At 68.3% G+C, this 18,852-nt stretch carries 12 protein-coding genes; 4 read left to right on the top strand and 8 right to left on the bottom strand.

Annotation, left to right across the window (positions count from 1 at the left end):
- Positions 1-27 precede the first annotated feature (27 nt).
- The gene (locus ACFVS9_RS06830; RefSeq protein WP_383116382.1) at positions 28-1,437 is read left to right on the top strand and encodes an NAD(P)/FAD-dependent oxidoreductase; all 1,410 of its coding nucleotides are present in this window, start codon (positions 28-30) and stop codon (positions 1,435-1,437) included.
- 244 nt (positions 1,438-1,681) lie between these two features.
- On the opposite strand, the gene ACFVS9_RS06825 is transcribed toward ACFVS9_RS06830, so the two are convergent.
- A complete protein-coding gene (locus ACFVS9_RS06825) occupies positions 1,682-2,308 on the bottom strand; it encodes a hypothetical protein (RefSeq protein WP_389930660.1) in 627 nt (208 codons plus the stop codon).
- A gap of 610 nt (positions 2,309-2,918) precedes the next feature.
- On the opposite strand from ACFVS9_RS06825, the gene ACFVS9_RS06820 reads away from it, so the two are divergent.
- Positions 2,919-6,833, top strand: a complete 3,915-nt coding sequence (locus tag ACFVS9_RS06820) for a CHAT domain-containing protein (RefSeq protein WP_389930657.1) — start codon at positions 2,919-2,921, stop codon at positions 6,831-6,833.
- A complete protein-coding gene (locus ACFVS9_RS06815) occupies positions 6,830-7,528 on the top strand; it encodes a hypothetical protein (protein ID WP_389930655.1) in 699 nt (232 codons plus the stop codon). The genes ACFVS9_RS06820 and ACFVS9_RS06815 overlap by 4 nt, the downstream gene beginning before the upstream one ends.
- A gap of 97 nt (positions 7,529-7,625) precedes the next feature.
- On the opposite strand, the gene ACFVS9_RS06810 is transcribed toward ACFVS9_RS06815, so the two are convergent.
- Genes ACFVS9_RS06810 through ACFVS9_RS06800 form a run of 3 tightly spaced genes read right to left on the bottom strand, consistent with a single transcriptional unit; the run spans position 7,626 to position 13,342 of the window.
- Positions 7,626-11,765, bottom strand: a complete 4,140-nt coding sequence (locus ACFVS9_RS06810; protein WP_389930652.1) for a hypothetical protein — start codon at positions 11,763-11,765, stop codon at positions 7,626-7,628.
- Entirely contained in the window at positions 11,740-12,825 is a 1,086-nt protein-coding gene (locus tag ACFVS9_RS06805; RefSeq protein WP_389930650.1) for a glycosyltransferase family 4 protein, read from the bottom strand. The genes ACFVS9_RS06810 and ACFVS9_RS06805 overlap by 26 nt, the downstream gene beginning before the upstream one ends.
- A 31-nt stretch (positions 12,826-12,856) precedes the next feature.
- Entirely contained in the window at positions 12,857-13,342 is a 486-nt protein-coding gene (locus ACFVS9_RS06800) for an NUDIX hydrolase (protein ID WP_389930647.1), read from the bottom strand.
- 202 nt (positions 13,343-13,544) lie between these two features.
- Here ACFVS9_RS06800 and ACFVS9_RS06795 point away from each other — a divergent pair, with 202 nt between their 5' ends.
- Positions 13,545-14,045 (top strand): hypothetical protein, encoded by a 501-nt coding sequence (locus ACFVS9_RS06795; protein WP_389930645.1) that lies wholly within the window; start codon positions 13,545-13,547, stop codon positions 14,043-14,045.
- A gap of 2 nt (positions 14,046-14,047) precedes the next feature.
- On the opposite strand, the gene ACFVS9_RS06790 is transcribed toward ACFVS9_RS06795, so the two are convergent.
- Genes ACFVS9_RS06790 through ribA form a run of 4 tightly spaced genes read right to left on the bottom strand, consistent with a single transcriptional unit; the run spans position 14,048 to position 18,663 of the window.
- Positions 14,048-14,692 carry a hypothetical protein gene (locus ACFVS9_RS06790; RefSeq protein WP_389930642.1) on the bottom strand — a complete coding sequence of 215 codons (645 nt, stop codon included), beginning with the start codon at positions 14,690-14,692 and terminating at the stop codon, positions 14,048-14,050.
- Complete coding sequence (locus ACFVS9_RS06785; protein WP_389930640.1) at positions 14,652-15,761, bottom strand: hypothetical protein; 1,110 nt, start codon at positions 15,759-15,761, stop codon at positions 14,652-14,654. Before ACFVS9_RS06785 ends, ACFVS9_RS06790 begins: the two co-directional genes overlap by 41 nt.
- A complete protein-coding gene (locus ACFVS9_RS06780; protein WP_389930638.1) occupies positions 15,761-17,080 on the bottom strand; it encodes a glycosyltransferase family 2 protein in 1,320 nt (439 codons plus the stop codon). Before ACFVS9_RS06780 ends, ACFVS9_RS06785 begins: the two co-directional genes overlap by 1 nt.
- A gap of 47 nt (positions 17,081-17,127) precedes the next feature.
- The gene (ribA, locus tag ACFVS9_RS06775; protein WP_389930635.1) at positions 17,128-18,663 is read right to left on the bottom strand and encodes a GTP cyclohydrolase II; all 1,536 of its coding nucleotides are present in this window, start codon (positions 18,661-18,663) and stop codon (positions 17,128-17,130) included.
- Between the last annotated feature and the right edge of the window lie 189 nt (positions 18,664-18,852).

The raw sequence follows: 18,852 nt of genomic DNA, 5'->3' as shown, positions 1-18,852 counted from the left end.
GGCTGCACACGGACAAACAGGGGACACATGAGCACCGTCAGTACCGTCAACGGCGGCATATCGTTCTGGTACGCGCACGAGGGCACCCCCACCCCGCGCGAACCCCTGCCCGGTGACAGCAGCGCCGACGTCTGCATCGTCGGCGGCGGCTACACCGGGCTCTGGACGGCGTACTACCTCAAGAAGGCGGTGCCCTTCCTCAACATCACCGTTCTGGAAGCCAAGTTCTGCGGCTACGGCGCCTCCGGCCGCAACGGCGGCTGGCTCTACAACGGCATCGCCGGCCGTGACCGCTACGCCCGGCTGCACGGCCACGACGCCGCCGTCCGCCTCCAGAAGGCCATGAACGAGACCGTCGGCGAGGTCATCCGGGTCGCGGGCGACGAGAACATCGACGCCGACATCCACCACGGCGGCGTCCTCGAAGTCGCCCACACCCCCTCCCAGCTCGCCCGCCTCAAGGACTTCCACTCCGTGGAGATCGCCTTCGGCGAGACCGACCGCGTCCTGCGCGGCGCCCGCGAGACCTCCGAACGCGTCCGCGTCTCCGGAGCCGTCGGCTCCACCTGGACCCCGCACGGCGCGCGCCTGCACCCCGCCAAGCTGGTCAAGGGCCTCGCCGACACCGTGGAAGCCCTCGGCGTCACCCTCCACGAGTCGACCCCCGTCACCGAGATCAAGCCCAAGCACGCCGTCACCCCGTACGGCACCGTCCGCGCCCCCTACGTACTGCGCTGCACCGAGGGCTACACCGCGGGGCTCAAGGGCCACAGACGCACCTGGCTCCCCATGAACTCCTCGATGATCGTCACCGAGCCCCTGCCCGAGGCGCTCTGGGACACCATCGGATGGAACGGCCGCGAAACCCTCGGCGACATGGCCCACGCCTACATGTACGCCCAGCGCACCGCCGACGACCGCATCGCCCTCGGCGGGCGCGGCGTCCCCTACCGCTACGCCTCCGCCGCCGCCAACATCCACGGCACGGCCCGCACGCACCCCGCCACCATCGAGGACCTGCGCGATCTGCTCGTGCGCTTCTTCCCCACCACCGCGGGCACCCGCATCGACCACGCCTGGTCCGGCGTGCTCGGCGTACCCCGGGACTGGTGCGCGACCGTCACCCTCGACCGCAGCACCGGCCTCGGCTGGGCCGGCGGCTACGTCGGCTCGGGCGTCGCCACCGCCAACCTGGCGGCCCGCACCCTGCGCGACCTGATCCAGCAGGACTCCGGCCAGGCCGGCCCCACCGACCTGACGGCCCTCCCCTGGGTCGGCCACAAGGTCCGCCGCTGGGAGCCCGAGCCCTTCCGCTGGCTCGGCGTCCACAGCCTCTACGCCGCCTACCGCACGGCGGACCGCCGGGAGTCGGCGTCATCGACCCCGGCGACGGACCCCCTCGCGAAGGCGGCGGACCGCATCTCCGGACGCCACTGACCCAGCCGCAGGACCCACGGCTCACCGGACGGGCCGGAAGAAAGGGAATCCCCGGGCCGAAAGCAGGCCCGGGGATCCGTCGGAGCCCCCTGTCGGATTCGAACCGACGACCTACGCATTACAAGGGCCTGCAGGGTCCTGCCGGGGGTTCCGCCGTATACCGCTCCAGTCCGGAACAGCCTGCTCAGAAAGCCGCTGCTTGACGGCCAGTCCAGATCTGACCACGTCATCCCAACGCGTCCGCTCACGCATCGCTCACGCATCCAGCCGCTGCGACCTCCACGTGACGGGCAGCCCGGAGCAGATCGAGGGTCCGGAGATAGCCCATCCTGTCGTCCTCCCAAACAGCAAGGCTCCGTCGCTCCCCGAGTCTGCGGACGCACTCCGCCAGCACGAGGCGCTCCTCCGGCGCCAATGCCCCACCGGACTCAATGCAGGCGATGACACAACGGTGCAGGTCCGCAGCAACAGGGTCACCGGCGACCATCGGGATCCGTTGTCGGTCGCGCAGGAATGACAGAGCATGCAGGGCCCCCTCCCGCGGCGCTCCCGACCACCACATCTCCCGATACGGATTCCGCTCAGCCTGACGCGGTTGCCGTGCGCCTTGGCCCTTGGCGAGCCTTCGCATCCCGTCGAACGCCCGCAGCTCCACGTGCCGCGCGTCCCGGCTGGCCTCCAGCACACCCAACGCGCGGAGCAAAGCACCCTTGTCTCTGCTGTAGGGACCTGCCTTGGATTCAAGAAAGCTCAGCGTCGCGTGAAAGCCGATCGGCCGGTACAACTGCACGCAAGATCGGAGCTGCGTCACGCGGAGCCCATGAGGAAGCGCCTCATCGCGAACCTTCCGCGCAATGTTGTTAAAGCTCACCTGGCGAGAGTAGCCAGACCTCTCGACTTGCGAACGGGAATTTCGATCAGCGGCAGGCCCGCAGACACTGGGGCGGCAGCGACGCGTCGGCGGTGCAATCGCCGCTCGTAGCCGCCAGGTACATCGGGCCGGCAACGGGCCAGAACCTCTCGATTCGGTGAAGTGGTGCTTCGGCAGTGGTACAGAGCTGCTCAACCCAGCCCGATGCAACAGCGGTGACACATCAGGCAGTCGGCTGCGAGCGCGAACTCGCCCTGCAGATTGGCCGCTCATTGGCACCGGCCCATTCGCTCGGGCGAGATAGCGTCCTGCCACTGTGACTTCAGGAGGGGAACGTTCAGCCAGCCCTGAGGCCGCCCGGATTCCCACCGCTGAGGGTCTGGGAGACGGGTAAGGCAAGCAACTTAGCCCCCTAACCAGCACCAGCTTGCCTACTCTGGGTACTCAGGAGGTTACGGGGTTGAGGGATGCGTTGCTCAGTGAGCTGGCTGGCAGAGTCCGGGATTTCAGTAACGGCGGGGCAACGAATATCGTGCTCGACGAGGCAGGAGCCAACGCAGCCGCAGAACTACTGGCAGTCGCGGGCAGAGCCCTAGACGAGCAGAGGGCGGTGGATACCGACGTCCTGCACACGGTCGCCGCGTACCACTGGGCACGATCTCTCGCCCACAGTGACGCCATGCGGTCGGAGGCCGACTTCAACAGGGCGATGCATGTCTTCGGCCTGCTATATCTGGTCGATCACCGGCGCGTACCGCGCGAACTTTGGTCCCGGCTCACCGAGGAGACCGGCCATGACCCGTGGCAGGACCCTGTGGACCACGCCAGCGACCTGGTGCTGGACGCAGAGGAGAGTGGCGATCCGTCCTTACTCGACGAGGCGGCAGCCCTGCTCCGCAGCTCGCCCGCGGGTCCCTACCGTGACACCACCCTCGGCCTCGCCCTCCGCCACCGAGCGGCGGTCGCCAACCGCCCGCTCAGTGACCGACTGGCCGATGCCAACTCCGCCGTAGAACTGCTCACTGACGTGGCCGCGCTGTCCGAGGAATCGCCCGCCCGACGGTCCCGCCGCCGGGTGAGCCTCGCCGGTGCCCACATCCAGAGATTCGGATTCTCTGCCGATCCTGCCGACCTTGCCGCGGCGGAATCCGCCGCGCGTACCGCGTTCACCGAGGCGCCTGAAAACTCCACCGAGCAGGCGGGCGCGGCGTCGAGTATCGGAGTGTCCCTCGGCCGTCGGGCCGAAAAGAAACCCCTTGCGGAAGCCGTTTCCCTGCTGCGGGAAGCTGTCACATGGCTGCGTCTCGCGGTTGATCTCGAGGCGACTCTGGGACTGGAGTCGGATCACCGCACGAACCTCCGCCAGGCGATGCGGCTACTCCTCGACCGCACGTTCGTGGGCCATGAGGAGGAGCGGGACGGTGAGCCAGCGAGCGCCACGGCGCCGCTCACGCCGGACAGCGAGCGCCAGGCCCGGGCCCTCGCCGACCTCGGCTCGAAAATCGTCGCGCGAATCATTCCGGAGGCCGAAGCAATCCGCCGCGCCGTGGATCCCGCCTTCGTGCTGTCCCGGGAGGCCGTCTACGCAGTGGTGGTCGGTGCCATGGGCCTCGTCGGCTCCGGTGCGCCACATAACGCGGTGCCCGCACTCACTCTTGCGTTGGAATCCGCCTCCGTACGGTGGGGGAAAAGGCCGGAGAGTCCTTGGTGGCAAGCGGCCGATGCCTACGTCGAGGCCGCACGTCTGAGCCTGGTCGGACGTCCCGAGGGAGGGCTGTTCCGACGCGCCCACGACACCTTGCGGACCCAGATCGAAGTACTGCGCGAACGCGACGAGACGGACGAGCTGGCCGAAACCCTCTTCGCCGCCGGACTGCTGCACCTCAGCCCGTACTTCGGCGAAGTGCCGGGGATGACCTTCGACAGCGCGCTCCACGTCTGGCGAAACCGCCAGGACCGTCACCGGTCCCTCCACCCGGATGACCCCGCCCACGCCGCAGAACCGGAAATGCCCTCGCCTACGAAAGCCGCGGCGGCCGCGGTCGGGTACCTACGGGATGCCGCAGACCTGTCGTCGGGGCATGCGCTCGGGCGAGTCCTCAAGTCCCTGGCCGAGGCATTGTCCTTCCTCGCCGGGGTGCGGGAGGAGTCGTACGACCGGGAAATCCAGCTCACTGCCCGGAAGGCGTTCGACGCTCTGGACCCGCTGCGCGATCCACTGGGCCGTCTGTACACACTTCGCATCCTGCACCGGTTCGGCGAGGTTGCCCTTCCGGACGAATTGCCCGGCCTGCTACCCGTCCCTCTCTCGGTCCTCCGGACCCGGCAGGGAGACCACGAAGCCTCCTGTGTCTTCATCGAGGCCCTCACTCTCGCCGACGAAGCCCACCGCCTCGACCTCCAGGGCCAACTGCTCGAAGTGGCCGACCGCGACCTGCCGGATCTCTCACGAGACTCTCAACGCCGACTGCGCTGGGCACGCGAGGTGCACTGCCTGGCCGACGACCGGCTTGCCTGCTTCCCGGAGCCGGCTCCAGTGGACGCGGTCACCGCCGAAGTGCGCTCCCGTGCGGAAGCCGAGGAGTGGTCCGCCGCTGAACTCGCTGCGACGTTCATTCATCTCGCCGCCCATGCCGATCCGGCTCAAACCGGTGAGTCTGCGCGCGCTCTCCTCAAAGAGGCAGGGCGGTTGGAGCCTGAACTCTTCCTGCGGCACGCCGACGCACTGGGTTATCTCGACGCCGTAATCGCCCATGACCTGGGGATGCATGCCGAGAGAGAGCAGCAACCGGAGTCCGCCGCGGCCAACTTCGCCGCCGCCGCCTTCCAGTTCGCCACATGTGGTCAGATCGATTTCGCTCTCGCGGCCCTCGAGGCCGGGTTGGGGTGTGCCCAAGCCTGCGAAGGGCCGTCAGCGGACCGAGCGGCGCATGCGCTGGTGCCGGCATCCGTGTTTCTGCGGAACGGGACGGATGAGACGGTGGACTGGAAACTGCGAGACCTGTATCAATCGCTGACCTTCAAACTGACCGGTGACACCGTCAATATCGCGTTACTGTACGCCGTGCACCAGGCCGCGAAAGGCATGGACTTCACCATCATGGCGGGGCACCCAGGCCCGCTGGAGTTCACCACCGCTCTGAACCGGATCCTCGACCGCGCACAACTCAGCGAAGCAGCGCTTGCCGGTCCCCTCCCCGACTTCGAGCTACCCGGCGGGGCCGAGACCGCCATGCTCTACTACCTCGGTTCTGGCGAGGCCGAGCCGGACAGCGATACCGAGGCCGAGGTACGCAACCTTCAGCGTGCCGCCGATCGCAGAATCAGCTGGGAGCTGCGCGCTTCCCGGAATCCGGCACACCTCCCACTGCTGCACATCGATGAAATCCAAGCCCTGCTACCCAGTGAAACAGTGCTGCTCTCGCTCTTTCTCCATCAGGTGCACCACCAGGGCTCGGCCAACCCCGTCATGGCCTTGCAAGGGCTGGCGATCACCCGCGACGGGCTGTCCTGCCGCACATTGGTTTTCCCGAACATCGAGGGCGGATCGGTCCGGGTATCCAAGGCCGGTCACACCCTCAACACGTCACCCGCCGCCCCGCAAATCGCCGCACTCCGTCGTGAGATCACCGCCGATCCGCTGCACCGCCAAGTGACCCGCACCGCCCAGCGGCTCCTCGCTGACGACTCCCGCACCTACCTGGCCGGGTTCACCGATGCCTTCCCTTCTTGGCTGACCGAGGGCAAGACCCACCTGTGCATCTGGCCGAACGGCCCCCTTCACTACCTCCCCTTCCACTTGCTCTCCACCGACCGTGGTCCGGTGGCTGACGAGTGGACCGTTACGCAGGTACCCAGCCTGTCCTTTCTCAGCCGTCCGGCTCACCCCACGCGGCCCTCACCAGGCCCGGAGCTGGTCTCCTTCGCGTACGACAGCGGCGGCACGAATTCGTTGGAGACCCACACCGCGCAGATCGCCGCTTCGACGGGTGGCGCCGCCCCGGTTCTGGGGGCGGCCGCCACGCCCCGTCGTTTCCTGGAAGCACTGCCCGGGACCCGCTACGTCCACGTGGCGGCCCATGGATCGCACAACGAGTGGGCGCCCTGGCACCAGTGCCTATACCTGGCACCTGATCCGCAGAACGGCGACGACGGCCGAGTCTTCGCCCACGACATCCTCAGAACCGACCTGCGCGGCGTCGAACTCATCACCATGAGCGCGTGCGAGTCGGCTCTCGGCCGCTTCGACATCAACGACAATCTGCACGGCCTGCCCGCCGCCTTCCTCTCGGCCGGTGCCTCCGCCGTAGTCGGCTGCCTCTGGCCGGTCGCACCCGACGTAGCCACCAGGTTCTTCGGCACGCTGTACGAACAGCTCACTGTCACCCCGAACCGGCGCAGCGCCTTCCGTACCGCCCAGTCCGTGACCCGCGTCCACCACCCCGCCTACCGGGACTGGGGCGCCTTCTGTTTCATCGGCGACTGGCGCACGAACACCGAATCCCCTCACGGAGCCACCGAATGAACCTTCTCGACCCACCACCTGTAGCAACAACGCCGACCTACGACCTCGAACTTGTGCCGACGCTCCTCCTGCAGACGCCCACACCCCAGCCTTCTCTGACAGGCCGGATCTCCCTGGGCGCCCCGGTCGTACGTCCCCTCACCGCCAGACAGGCGGCTGAGGGCGACGGGGACTGGCAGGAATTTCTGGAGTCGCAGGCCGGCGAGTACGACTACCTACTCCTCAGCCTGGTCTGTTCGTTCCGCCCAGCTCCCGACGGAAATCCCTTCGCGAACGCGGCCATCAGTATCCGGATGGAGGCTCCCGGCGAACCGGAGGATCGCCAGCCGATCGCGTGGTCCATCTCCCCGAAGAAGCGAGCCCTCCCCGTGACGGCCTCCACCCAACTGAAGCTGACGGCCAAGCTCATGCTCGTCGAGGCCGGTGTGGAGTACACGCCGGAACAAGGCGGCCGCGAGGAAGTATTCGTGGTCGGCATGGGCGAGCGCGACAGCGACCCGGAGTGGCGGTTCAACGCCACCGCCAGCACGCCCCTGGTCGGCGACGAGTCGCTCACCCTCATCGTCCAGGTCCCCGCCGGAGTGCCGGCACAGGCCCACATCACCATGGCCGCAACAGTCAAGCAGCGTCGTCTCGGCATGATCCCGTACAGGGCCAAGCTTCCCCGTGCCTTGCGAACCATCGACTTCAGGTGACCGAAAAAACGGAAGTCGCGATACTCGCCCACACGGCGAGGACGGGTCTGATGTGGTGGACGGGCTCACCGGCCGGGGACTTGATTGTCAATTGGCCTCAACCATCGCCTCGAGCGAGGAGCGATGCCGCACGGCTGGGATCCAGATCCCATTGCAGAGCGATTGACGTCAGACCTTCCAACTGCTGGTAGTCGTCCGTCGGATGGCCGGTCATGCCTTGAGCGACAGCGACAGCGAGGATCGGTGCTTCAGAGTCTCGGAGAGCAGCGCTCTCACTGAACTCGCTTTCCACCCGCACAGCGAGGGAACTTAGGAAATCAACGACCCCAACGATGACCGAGTCTCCGGGCCCAAGTTCCGTGATCGCACGATGCCCCTCCTGGAATCTGGCCACGGCCTGGTCGGCGATCCTTTGGTGCCGCTGGTCGGTATCCCGCAGAGTCGTCAGATGCGCCAGACCTGAAAGGCACTGTAGAGCTTGGTGCGCCTCAATGACGCTATTGGTGAGTGGAGTCGGGCATGCCTCGGGGAGAACAGTGCCCCAGGTGTCGAAGAGGTCAATTCCCGGCCACAGCGTGGTATGGAGCTGCAGCGCGAGAAGTCGGACCGGCCTGCCATCGACAAGGGGCACAAAGAGGACGGGCCTGCGGTAGCCCTGGGAGCTTGGATCCTGGCGCATCAGGGTACTCAGACGCTCACTTGCCGACGGCCACCCGTTGAGATCGGCGAGTTCCACGCCCACTGCCAATTCCACCGGCGGCCACTCCGACGCATCGGGGGCAGGGGTCGGCCGTGCGTACAACTGGATAGAGAGACCTTCGGTCTCGGCATCGGCCTGGAATTTCAGCTGTACGGCGGATGCACGTGTGTCGGCGGCCGCACGGGCGAGGTCCGCCGCCCGGGCGAGGGCGTGGGCGGACGGCCCGGACCGTGCCGCACTCCTCAGAGCCTTCGGCTCAAGGGTGCCCCAGACGAGCTCCGCGAGAACAGCGTGAAGGTCGGTGAGGGTCTTCGCTACCTCATCGAGGGCAGGCGGCGGTTCCTGGTCGATGAGTTGCCAGCGCTCCCTCTCCCGTACCTGCGACAGGTTGTCGTTCAGCGAGTCTCGGGCGAAGCCTGCGAGTGCACGATGCTCCTTAGGGTCGACAATCCTTCGAGTGAGATTGTCCACGATCCCGTCCACAAGTAGATGCAGGTGATCCAGTCCACCGCCCGGAACGGCGTCGTCCGCGGGCAGCGCGGACAAAAAGGTACTGTCGGTGGGCAATGACAAGGTGGCGGCTTCCTCCTGCAGTGCCACTTGCATCGTTTTAAGTTTTGCGATGTCCTGGGGTCGGCTGCGGCCTGTACACCAGATCCGAGTCATGTCTGTCAAGTACTTGTTCAGTGTGGGGAGCACGGTGCTTGCGGCGGCTGTCCGACTAGTCCAGTCGGAGGTGCCAGCCACCGTCGTAGCGATCAGAGCCTGTGCTCGGATCCACGCCACCTGGGTCGGTGGGCGGTCGTACTGCCGTTGCAGGCGGCTGACTCCACTTGTGAAGTCACCAAAGGTCAGGGAAAGTCCACCCGGCAGCAGGTTCTGAACGTCCACTCCTTCGCAGTGCGGAAGACAGCGCAGCAGGATTCGCCCGAACGCCCTGAGCGCCTGCTCTCCGTCCGGCTGGACCCGATCAGATACGTACAGGAGCCGGGCGTACGCGACAAGGCTGCCGTCCCGCTTTACGACAGACGCCTCGATCATCCACGGAAAGTGGTCCCCGAGTCTCGTCAGAATGGCCTCTTCTCCACCAGCGAGTCCCAGCAGGCCGGTGGCAAGCGCCACTGACACGGCGCGCGCCGCGGTGAGTAGATCGCCCAGCATCTCGACCGGTGAGTCGACAAAGAGCCGACCGAACGGTGAGTCCGCGAGTGCAGACGGCCAGCCCGTGAGGTCCAGGTTCGTTCCGGCGAGTACGGCCAGAAACCGCCGCGCCTCGTCCGGCTCAGCGCACTGCGCGAGGGCGCGTGCCAACCAAACGGTCCCTAGGCGCTCCGCCAGTGTGTCGCGCAGCGGCGAGTGCAGCGGGCCGGACGCGCCGATCTCAGCTGTGGCTGCGGCAATCTCGGGTTTCAGGTTGGGCAGAGGATCCCCGCCCATCAGCGCGAATTGCAGGAGGATGCGACGGTGCGCAAGCGCCACCTGGTGCCGGTCGAGAATCCGTGCCCAGCCTGCGGCGCAGCGGGTGAAATCGACCAGCCGCAGCGCTTGGAGGATGCCGATGGCCGCAGTTGGTCCGGGCCTTTGCTCGAGCTCAACTGTGATCTGTTCCAGCACGACGGAATCAAGGTCGGGGCACTCCGTGAGCACGCCGGCCACGAATGGCTGAAGCTGTGTGTCTGTCAAGATGCGCATCACGGCGATGACGGTTTCGTCCAGCATTGGTGGCGGCACCGCATGTACGGCATCGGCCAATCTGCCGGAGCGCAGTCGGTGAAGCCCGGACAGACGACCCAGTCGCTCATGGATGAGGTGCTCGTCGATCAAGCGTGACAGTGCGGCTCGGAGATCCCCATCCCTGATGTTGAGCTGCTGCTGAAGCGCACGCACCGGCAGGTCGACGCCCCACCGATGGGCGACCGCGATTCTGGCCAAGATCTCGATCTCTGTCTGCCGCCCTTCGACCACCCTCCGGGAGACCTGTTCCGACAGAACATCCGCAAGCCGCCGCCCGCGAGTGAGGAAGTGCGTGAACTCCAGGGTCAGCCCATCCGCCGCTTCGTATGCCTCGCGCCAGTGCGGAGCTTTCGTAGCACCGGTCGTTGACAGCCCGGCGTGGATCTGCTCCGCGACGTCCTCGTCGAGCGTCACCGCGATCTGCGTGCAGTCGGCCCGGCTTCGAAGGGGCAGAAGGTCCTCGCTCCGAACTGAGCCCAGCAGCATCACGCCCGGAATTGGGGCGAGCTCACGGTGAAGGACGTCCCAAGCCTCGGCCGCACCGATCCCGATGCCATCCACCACGAATCCGACCGGCGAGCGCGTCGAGGGCTTCAGCGCTCTCGCGAGCCGTACCAGCGAGGCGGTGTCCTCGTTCCGTAGACGCCTGATCCGGTACCAGAGCACATGCCTGGTCACGTAGGCAGCCGCCCACATAACGGTCGACTTGCCGACTCCCGACGGACCGGTGAGGAGAATGCTCTCCCCGCGGTCGATCGCCGTCGCAACCTGACCAGTCAGAGTGGGCCTTGGGGCAGGCAGACCTGCGGCGATGTGGCCGGGTTGCACGTCGATGCCTTCATAAAAGCCAGCAGACCGGAGCGGCCGGTCAAAGTCCACTGGCTCGCAGACGCCTGCCGTCAGCGCTTCCTCCAAAGAGTCCCGGTCGATGGTTTCGATGACTTCCGTCGTGATGCGCTCAATACTTGTTCTGCTCAGCCCAGCGGCCTCCGCCAAGCCCCTCTCCGCATTGGCGTCGGCATGGCCTGCCACAGCGTCTCGCAAGGCCAGAACAACCGGCTCCGCTGCTGCGGGCAGCAGTCCAAAACGCTGCACCACCGCGGCGCCGGTCTCCTCTGCCGCGACGCGCCATGGCAGCACGTAGATGCTGACGACGGCGCACCAGGCTTCAATCTCATCTCTGCTCAGACCGGACTGCGCGGCCTTCACTTCGAGAGCTCGCAATACCGAGTGGGTTTTCGGGAGCACGCTCAGCGGGCGTCCCCATTCAGTGAACCACTCCCCATCCACAGGCCGTTCGAGAACCAGAATCGGCCGACCGGTCACGCCCGCCTGTTCACGCTTCTCGTGCGCCTCGACCATGGTGACGAGATGTGCGGCCACGCCTGCGGCCGTGAAGTCACCGACTCGTTCCTGACGTGACTTCACTTGTACATGCCAGGAAGTTGAGCCATCACACGAGAGGTCCTCCAGCCCTTCCGGGACGATGCGATCGACGCCGAGGGCACCGGACAGCATGCTCCCGCACAGCCACCCTCCGACGGCATCCTGGTAATGAAACCCACGACCGGCCCGCGCCCCCGAACGCGTCGTCGCCCACAGCAATCCGGCTGGTCCGCTCTTCGGTTCGCTTTGCTGCGCGAGCGCGGCGGGACGAACCGGTCCTCGCCGCCCCCTATTTTTGCTGGCCATCCAGGAAGCATGGCACCCCGGTCTGACAATCGAGATGACTTCTGCACCCAGGGTGACCAGTTGATGCCCGAAGAGACGGATCGGATCAAACACGCGCATTAATGGCAGCATCAGATGCGTGAGCGGACTGGCTGGTCAGCGCTTCCCAGGCCGCGGCAATTCGGTCCGGAGCGAGGTGGGAGGCCCCGGCGCGCCCTGAGCGGCCCATGGCGTAGCGCCGGTCCTGGTGGGTGAGGAGATCGATGGCGGCGTCCGCGAAGGCTTGCTGGGTTTCGGGGTGGTCGATGTTGCCGTCGATGAGAATGCCGGTGCGGTCGTGGTGGACGCGTTCGGTGAGGGCGTCGATGGGGCTGGTGATCACCGGGGTGCCGGCGGCGTTGGATTCGGCGGCGGAGAGGCAGAACATCTCGGGGAAGCGGCAGGGGTAGAGGGTGAGGGCGGCCTGCTGCTGGATCTCGATCAGTTCGGCGCGGGGGCGGGCGCCGAGGAGGCGTACGCCGTCGGGGAGGGCGTGGCCGCCGAGGAGTTGGTGCCAGCGGTCGTCGGATTCGGAGTTGGTGAAGCCCCAGAGTTGCCAGCCGCTGGTGACCCAGAGTTCGGCGTCGGGAACGGCGGCGCGAATCCGGGGCCAGAGGGCGAGGGCGGCGTCGAGGCCGCGGTTGGGCATGCTGGCGAACAGGCAGATGGGCGCGCGGCCCTCGACGGGCCCGGTGTAGCGGTCCGTCTCGACGGGGAGCGGGATGAGGTGGGTGGGGATGGCGACCGTGGCAGCGTCGAGTCGCTGGCGCATGGCCTGTGAGGCGAGGACTACCCGGCCGCCGCAATCGCGGAAGGTCTCGGCGAAGGCGGCGGGTCCGCGCGTACGGTCGTCGAGCATCCAGAAGAGGTGGTGTTCGGCCTTGGAGTCGGTGGGCCAGAGGGCTTCGTCGAAGCGGACTGCTACCGCGACGTCGGGTACCGGCGCGGAGTCGAGTTCCCAGGTCATGCGCCAGGTCACGCCGTCGTACGTGCCTGGGCGGTAGCAGCAGTTGAAGACCTCGACCTGGTGGCCTCGGGCGGCGAGGGCTCGGGTGAGGAGGACCAGGGAGGCTTCGCAGCCGCCGAGGCCGGGGTTCTCGTAGTCGGGCGGATAGAAGCTGGTGCGCTTGGGATAGTGGAACTGCCATCGCATGGTGGGCTCCCTGGTTGGGCGGGGGCGGGGGTCAGTTGTGCCAGGTCTCCTCGCGTACCGAGGCCGGATCGAGGCCGAGCCGGTAGGCGGCGTGGACGGCGGCGGCGGACTGGAGCAGGCCGTCAATGCCCCAGTCGAGCAGGGCCGGGGCCTTGTTGAGCGGGGCGATCAGGCGGCCGTAGGTGCGGCCGGTGTCCCGGTCGAGCTCGCGCGGGAGGAAGCCGGTGATGCGGGCGGCCAGGCGGAGCTGCGCGTACGGCGGCCGGCCCTCCTCGGTGACCTCCTGGTAGCCGAGGTAGACCGGCTCACCGATGGTGATCTGGCTTTCCTCGCGGCATTCGCGGACGAGGACGGCGGGGGCATCCTCACCGCTCTCCGGCTTGCCTCCGGGCAGTCCGTAGCGGCCGGAATCCTCGCGGAGCAGTACGCGACCGGTGTCGTCGAAGCAGAACCCGTAGACCTGGCGGACGGTGATGTCGGCCGGGAGGGGCTCGCTGATCCAGCGGAACGAGACCACTGCATTTCTCCTGGTGGTGAGTCAAGTTGGGGGATGAGCTTGCCCAGGAGAACCACTCGGGTGTGAACTCCTTTGCGTGCCCTTGGTGTTCTGTAAGCCTGACGCACTCCAAGGACCGCACAGCACGGTCGGCGGACGGCGCGCTGCCGGTTTCTTCGCCGCTCTGGCGGCCCAGTGTGCTGGTGACGGGCCGGGGAGCCTGGTGGAGCCGTGGCGTACGGGTGCGGAGCGGGCCGCCACCCAGATTGCTGAACGTGCGCGGACCGAAGAGGGTTTCAGGGGCACGCTCGTGGGCCCGGAGTGCGCGGCAGAACGGCTCCGGCGGGCGGGGCGGCTGCTGTGGTCCGGCCCGGAGCCCACCCTGGGTGTGCTGCGCAGGGCCCTGCGACAGCTGGGCTTCGAGGTGGAGGCCGAGCGGCGGCTGATCCTCGGGGAACGGGGCGTGGAGGCGGTGTACGCGGGAGCGCCCACCACGGTCGAGTTCGACCGGGTCCGCGCCGAGCTCGTGGACTATCTCGCCTCCGATCCCATAGAGGTGTGGCTGCTGTCCGGCAGGCAGGCCGCGTGCGCGTTGCAGTGGTGGAAGACGTACGTCCGCCACATGCTGCTCGACCGCGAGCCGGGTGAGTATCTGCTGCGCAATCTGGTGCATGTGTGCGACGGCCCGGATGCCGGCTATCTGGCGGGCCTGGTACGAGGCTGATCTCACCGTCCGGCCTCCCAGCAGGCGGCGGCGTGCAGGGCGATCTGCCGGGCGAGTTCGGTGGGGGCGGCGGTGCTGCTGTCCAGACGGAGGACGTGCGGGACACGCGCGGACATGATGCGGTCGAGAGCGCGGTGCCAGGCCGCGAAGGCTTCGGGGTTGGGGCCGAAGAACCGCCGTTCCTCGGCCTTGGACGTACGGCCCGTGACGGCGTCGGCGCGGTGCCGGGCCAGGCGGACGTCGAAGTCCCTGGACAGCAGGGTGGCGCCGGCGTACCGGATGTGTACGGCGCGGGTGGCGTCGTAGCCGCTGGCCATCCACCGGTCCTGCTCCGTTTGGGCGCGGGCCCAGGCCCGGAAGTGGGTACTCACCTTGAGCGCTGGGTTCGGGCCGGGGCGGTGGAGGAGGCGGTCAAGAACGGGTTCCGCCACGTACAGGCCGCGGCGCAGCCGGTCGGTCGGGCTGCCGCGGCGGACGGCGCCGGTGATGTTCGCGAGTCGTGCGTCGAGGCGGCCGAGACGGCCCCCGAGGAGAGGGCCGATCACGATGTCGGCCTTCAGCCCGTGGTCCTGGAGGTGCTCACGGACCAGCTTGGTGATTGTCTTTTTACCGGAGCAGTCGAGCCCTTCCACCGCGTACGGTCGCATCAAGGTCTCCCTTCAACTCCAGCTGTACGGCGGCTCCCTGGGACACGGAGGCGGCGATGAGGGCTTCGGAGGCCGTGTGCGCGTCGGTGGAGCAGGCCGCCAGTTCGATGAGGTGGAGGGGGTAGCGGCTGGTACCGCCGTGGGGCAGGTCGGCGTAGTGCCAGGAGTCCTCGTTGTCCGCGCAGGCCGCGATTCGGGCCGCGTCCGGAACGGCGAACAGGCTGCTCAGGACGTCGAAGTTGCCGTAGGTATTGCCGAAGTGCCTGACGGCGGTGTCGTCGAGGTGGAGGGACGTCTCCGCGAGGGCGGTCAGTCGCGAGCCGGGGATCAGTCGACCGGTGTCGAGGAGGCCGATCAGATCGTCCTCGCTGATCAGAACGGGACGGCCCGAGGCTGATGCGCTCCCGGAGGTCGGCAGCGGTGAGACGTCGAGGCGCCGGCTCCGTGCGTGCAGGCGGATGCGCACGGGGATGCCTTGGGTACTGGTGGCGACCGCGAGCAGTGGCCACATGTGTCTGCCTTCCCGCTCTGCCCACCGAGCGAGTAGGGGGAGCAGGCCTCCGGGGAGCCGGGCGAGGGCGTCGGCGAGGGTATGCCGTACCGGGGACCGGGTCAGGCTGGTGAGGGTCAGTTCGGGCAGGGACGGGACCAGTTCCCGGTGGAGCGCGTCGGCGGCCTGCCACAGGGCTTCACCGATGGTCAGCCCGCCCTGGGCGCACCGGAGGCGGAAGCCGTCCCGTAGCCGGGCCAGTGCGCCACGTTCCTGCGCGGACGGTTCGGCATGCAGCAGCGCCGCGTCGTAGAGGCCCTCAATATGCCGTACGGCAGTGGGGTCTGAGGCCGGGAGCCACCATGGGGCGAACGTGCTCTGTCCCGGGAGTTCGAGGACATGCAACCGGCCGTCCCGGATACGCGGAAGGCGGATGGTGGTGCCGCCCCGGTGGCGCGGGAACTCGTTGAGCAGGCCCTCCGCGTGGCCGAGGACCGCGAGATGGCGGAGGTGGTGGACGGGCATGCGGGCGGAGGGGTTCACCGTGGGGTGCCAGGCGTCCGTGATGTCGAGCGTCATCAGCGCTCCCGTACTGGGGTCGCCCCCTGCCAGGGCAGGGCGGCGCGTTCGTGCAATCGGCGGGCGTACCGGTGGAGGTTGGCGGCCAGCTCGGCGTCCCGGCGGGTGGTGCTGCCGGAGCGGGGCGGGTGTTCGCGGTGGAAGACTCCGGTGGACAGGACCGGTACGACGTACGAGCCGCGGGCGATGGCTTTTGCGGCGAAACAGACGTCCTCGGGGCCCCAGCCGGTGAAGTCGGGCGGGAAACCGATGGAGCGGGCGGTCGCGGTTGGCAGGGCGAGGTTGTTGCCCTTGACCATGAAGGGCAGATCCACCGGGCCGAGAAGCCTGCCGTGGCCGAAGTCCCGGAAAGCGCGCGTCTGCGCCAGCGGGTGGACGGTGACGGGCTCGGGGACAGGGATCAGGCCGAGGCGTCCGGGCGGATAGTGGGCGCTGACACGGGAGTCCCGGCTGCCGTCCGGAGCGCGGCCGGGCACCGGCGCGTGTGCGGGGACGTGCTCGCGCAGCGAGACGGTGATCAGGTTCGGGGCGAGCAGGTGGCGGGTGATGTGCTCGGTCAGGTAGTCGGGCGCGAGGTGGGTGTCCGCGTCACAGAAGACGATCAGGCCGTAACGGCTGTGCGCCATGCCGTGGTTGCGGGCGCCACCGCAGTGGAGTTGTGTCTCCGAGCGGATCAGGCGGATCCGTTCGGGCAGTCCGGGCGGCAGGCTCAGGGGCGGATCGCTGGCGTCGTCGACGACGACCGCTTCCCACGGGGTGCCGGGGTGGAGGCGGGATGCGGCCTCCACGAGTGCGTGCACGACCCCGGGGAGTACGTCGTGTCCTCCACGGGTGGGGATCACGATGCTGACGCCGGCCCGCCAGGGCAACGGGTTCGCGCGAGAGGTGTCCATACGGTCGAGGCCGATGGAGCGGATGGCGAGGTCGAGGGCCCAGTAGTCGTTGCTCCGCGCGGCGAGAGCTTCGCTCGTCCGGGGGCCCTGGGTGCCGACGGGCTTGATGTCCGGCCAGCCGAGCCACCCGGTCACCGCCCACGGGTGCGGAACCTCTGCCTCGGCAAGAATCGCCAGTACGCGTTTCCGGCCGCGCTCCGTCAGGACCAGGCGCACGGGCCCGGCGGTCCGTACGGTTCCGGCGAGCGCGGCGAGTACCTGCCGCGCGGGCACCTGTCGCCAGGTGCTGCCGTGGCCGATCCAGCCCGGCCGTCCGGGCGCGGCAAGACGCACCGTCCCGGGCCGCAGCGGGATTTCGGCCAGCACTTCCAGCGGGACGTGGCCCCATCGGGCCCAGGGGGCGGCTGCTTCGCCGGGGCCGGCCACTCGCTGGAAGGGAAAATCCTGCCGTAAGGTCCGTCCGGTTGGCTCGGTCACGACGCGTACTCCGCGCCGATGAGATCCGTTGTGCCGACGAGATCTGTTGCCTCGGGCAGCCCCGGCAGGTCATGGCCCATACGGTCCCGCTTGGTCCGCAGGTACTCCAGGCTGTGGATGTTGGCCGCCACCAGCAGGGGCAGCCGCTCGGCCACCTCGACTCCGAGCGCCGTGAGGGCCTCGGCCTTGTCCGGGTTGTTGGACAGCAGCCGCACCGACCGCACGCCGAGGTCTGCCAGGACCCGGGCGGCGATCCGGTAGTCCCGCGCGTCCGCGGGCAGCCCCATCGACGCGTTGGCGTCGACCGTGTCGAATCCGGCGTCCTGGAGCGCGTACGCCCGTAGCTTCGCCAGCAGTCCGATCCCCCGGCCCTCATGACCGCGCAGATAGAGGATCACCCCGGAGCCCTCGGCGGCCACCGCGGCCATGGCCGCGTCCAGCTGCGGCCCGCAGTCGCACCGCAGCGAGCCCAGAGCCTCGCCGGTCAGACACTCCGAGTGCACCCGCACCAGGACCCGCTCGGCACCCCGGATCCGGCCGAGGGTGAGGGCCAGGTGTTCCCCGCCCTCCAGTACATTGCGGTAGCCCCAGGCGGTGAAGACGCCATGGGCGGTGGGGATACGTGCCTGGGCTGCGCAGCCGAGGGCGCCCGCGATGTCCGTCGCCGGGGCTCCCGAATCGTGCCGTTCCGTGGCCGGGTCCTGCTCCCGTCGGGCCTGCTCACGTACGGCCATGAGGATCAGCCCCATCGTGTTCTGGCCGTGTCCCGCGCACACACCCCAGAACTCGTCGCCCCAGTCATTGCCCTCGACCAGCTCGGCGGTGCCGGTGGCCAGGAGCCGTTCGCGCAGGGCAGGGTCCTGGAACTTCTGCCCCACCAGCGAGCGCATCACGGCCACCTTCGCCTCCTCCCAGTCGGCGCGGTCGGCATGCTGCCGTCCCAGGCTCTTGGCCTCGTCCGGGTCGGGATCCTCGGCGATCCGGGCGCGTACGGTTTCGTCGAGGGTCTTGGCAGCCTGGTAGGCGTGTTCGACGGTGGGGTACAGCGCCCCGTCGAGCTGGACCGGCGCGGCCGAGTAGTTCGACAAGAATTCCCACGGGCCGGTGAAACAGTCGATGGCTCGGGGCGTCGTAGCGGGTGTACTTGGCGCCGGAGTCATGGCGCTCCCCTTGGAGTTGGACGACAGGGGAAGGTCGAACGCGGCCCAGCAGCGCTTTCCGGCGGCGGAGAGTTCGGCACCGTGGCGGTCGGCGAACTCGGAGATGAGCAGCACTCCCCGTCCAGACTCGGAGTCCGGGTCGACGGCGGTCGCCCGCGGAAGATCCGTACCGGTGTCGTGGACAGCGACTATCAGCTCCGGACCGTTCTGCCGGACGTTCACGGTGATCGGGCCGGCACCGGCGTGCTGCGCGGCGTTCGCGATCAGCTCACCGACCACCAGCTCGACCGCGCCCAACCGCGCCTCGCCGAGCCGTATGTCCCAGGCACGGATGGCGGCCACGATGCGGTGCCGAGCCTGCTGAGCTGCCACCGCCGTACCGGCGACGGGAAACGTGAGCCGGTGGCGTGTTCCGTCCGCTCCGTCCGGGAGCTCAGGGGTCTGATCTCGCGTGTCGTGCACGGTGACCTCTCTCATCCACGCCGCGGGACCATCGCGTTGTACGGCGGTGACGACAGCCGTCGGCCGACCGTGGTCGGCCCGGATGGTCGAGACGTATGC

It is taken from the genome of Streptomyces sp. NPDC058008 (assembly GCF_042886395.1).
Classification (GTDB): Bacteria; Actinomycetota; Actinomycetes; order Streptomycetales; family Streptomycetaceae; genus Streptomyces.
Note: the sequence above shows the minus strand (reverse complement) of the source record. Positions and strands in the feature narration are given on the sequence as shown.

Coding starts and splice junctions, on each gene's coding strand:
- ACFVS9_RS06830 (WP_383116382.1), top strand. CDS start 28: ATGAGCACCGTCAGTACCGTCAACGGCGGCATATCGTTCTGGTACGCG.
- ACFVS9_RS06815 (WP_389930655.1), top strand. CDS start 6,830: ATGAACCTTCTCGACCCACCACCTGTAGCAACAACGCCGACCTACGAC.
- ACFVS9_RS06810 (WP_389930652.1), bottom strand. CDS start 11,765: ATGCTGCCATTAATGCGCGTGTTTGATCCGATCCGTCTCTTCGGGCAT.
- ACFVS9_RS06805 (WP_389930650.1), bottom strand. CDS start 12,825: ATGCGATGGCAGTTCCACTATCCCAAGCGCACCAGCTTCTATCCGCCC.
- ACFVS9_RS06790 (WP_389930642.1), bottom strand. CDS start 14,692: ATGCGACCGTACGCGGTGGAAGGGCTCGACTGCTCCGGTAAAAAGACA.
- ACFVS9_RS06785 (WP_389930640.1), bottom strand. CDS start 15,761: ATGACGCTCGACATCACGGACGCCTGGCACCCCACGGTGAACCCCTCC.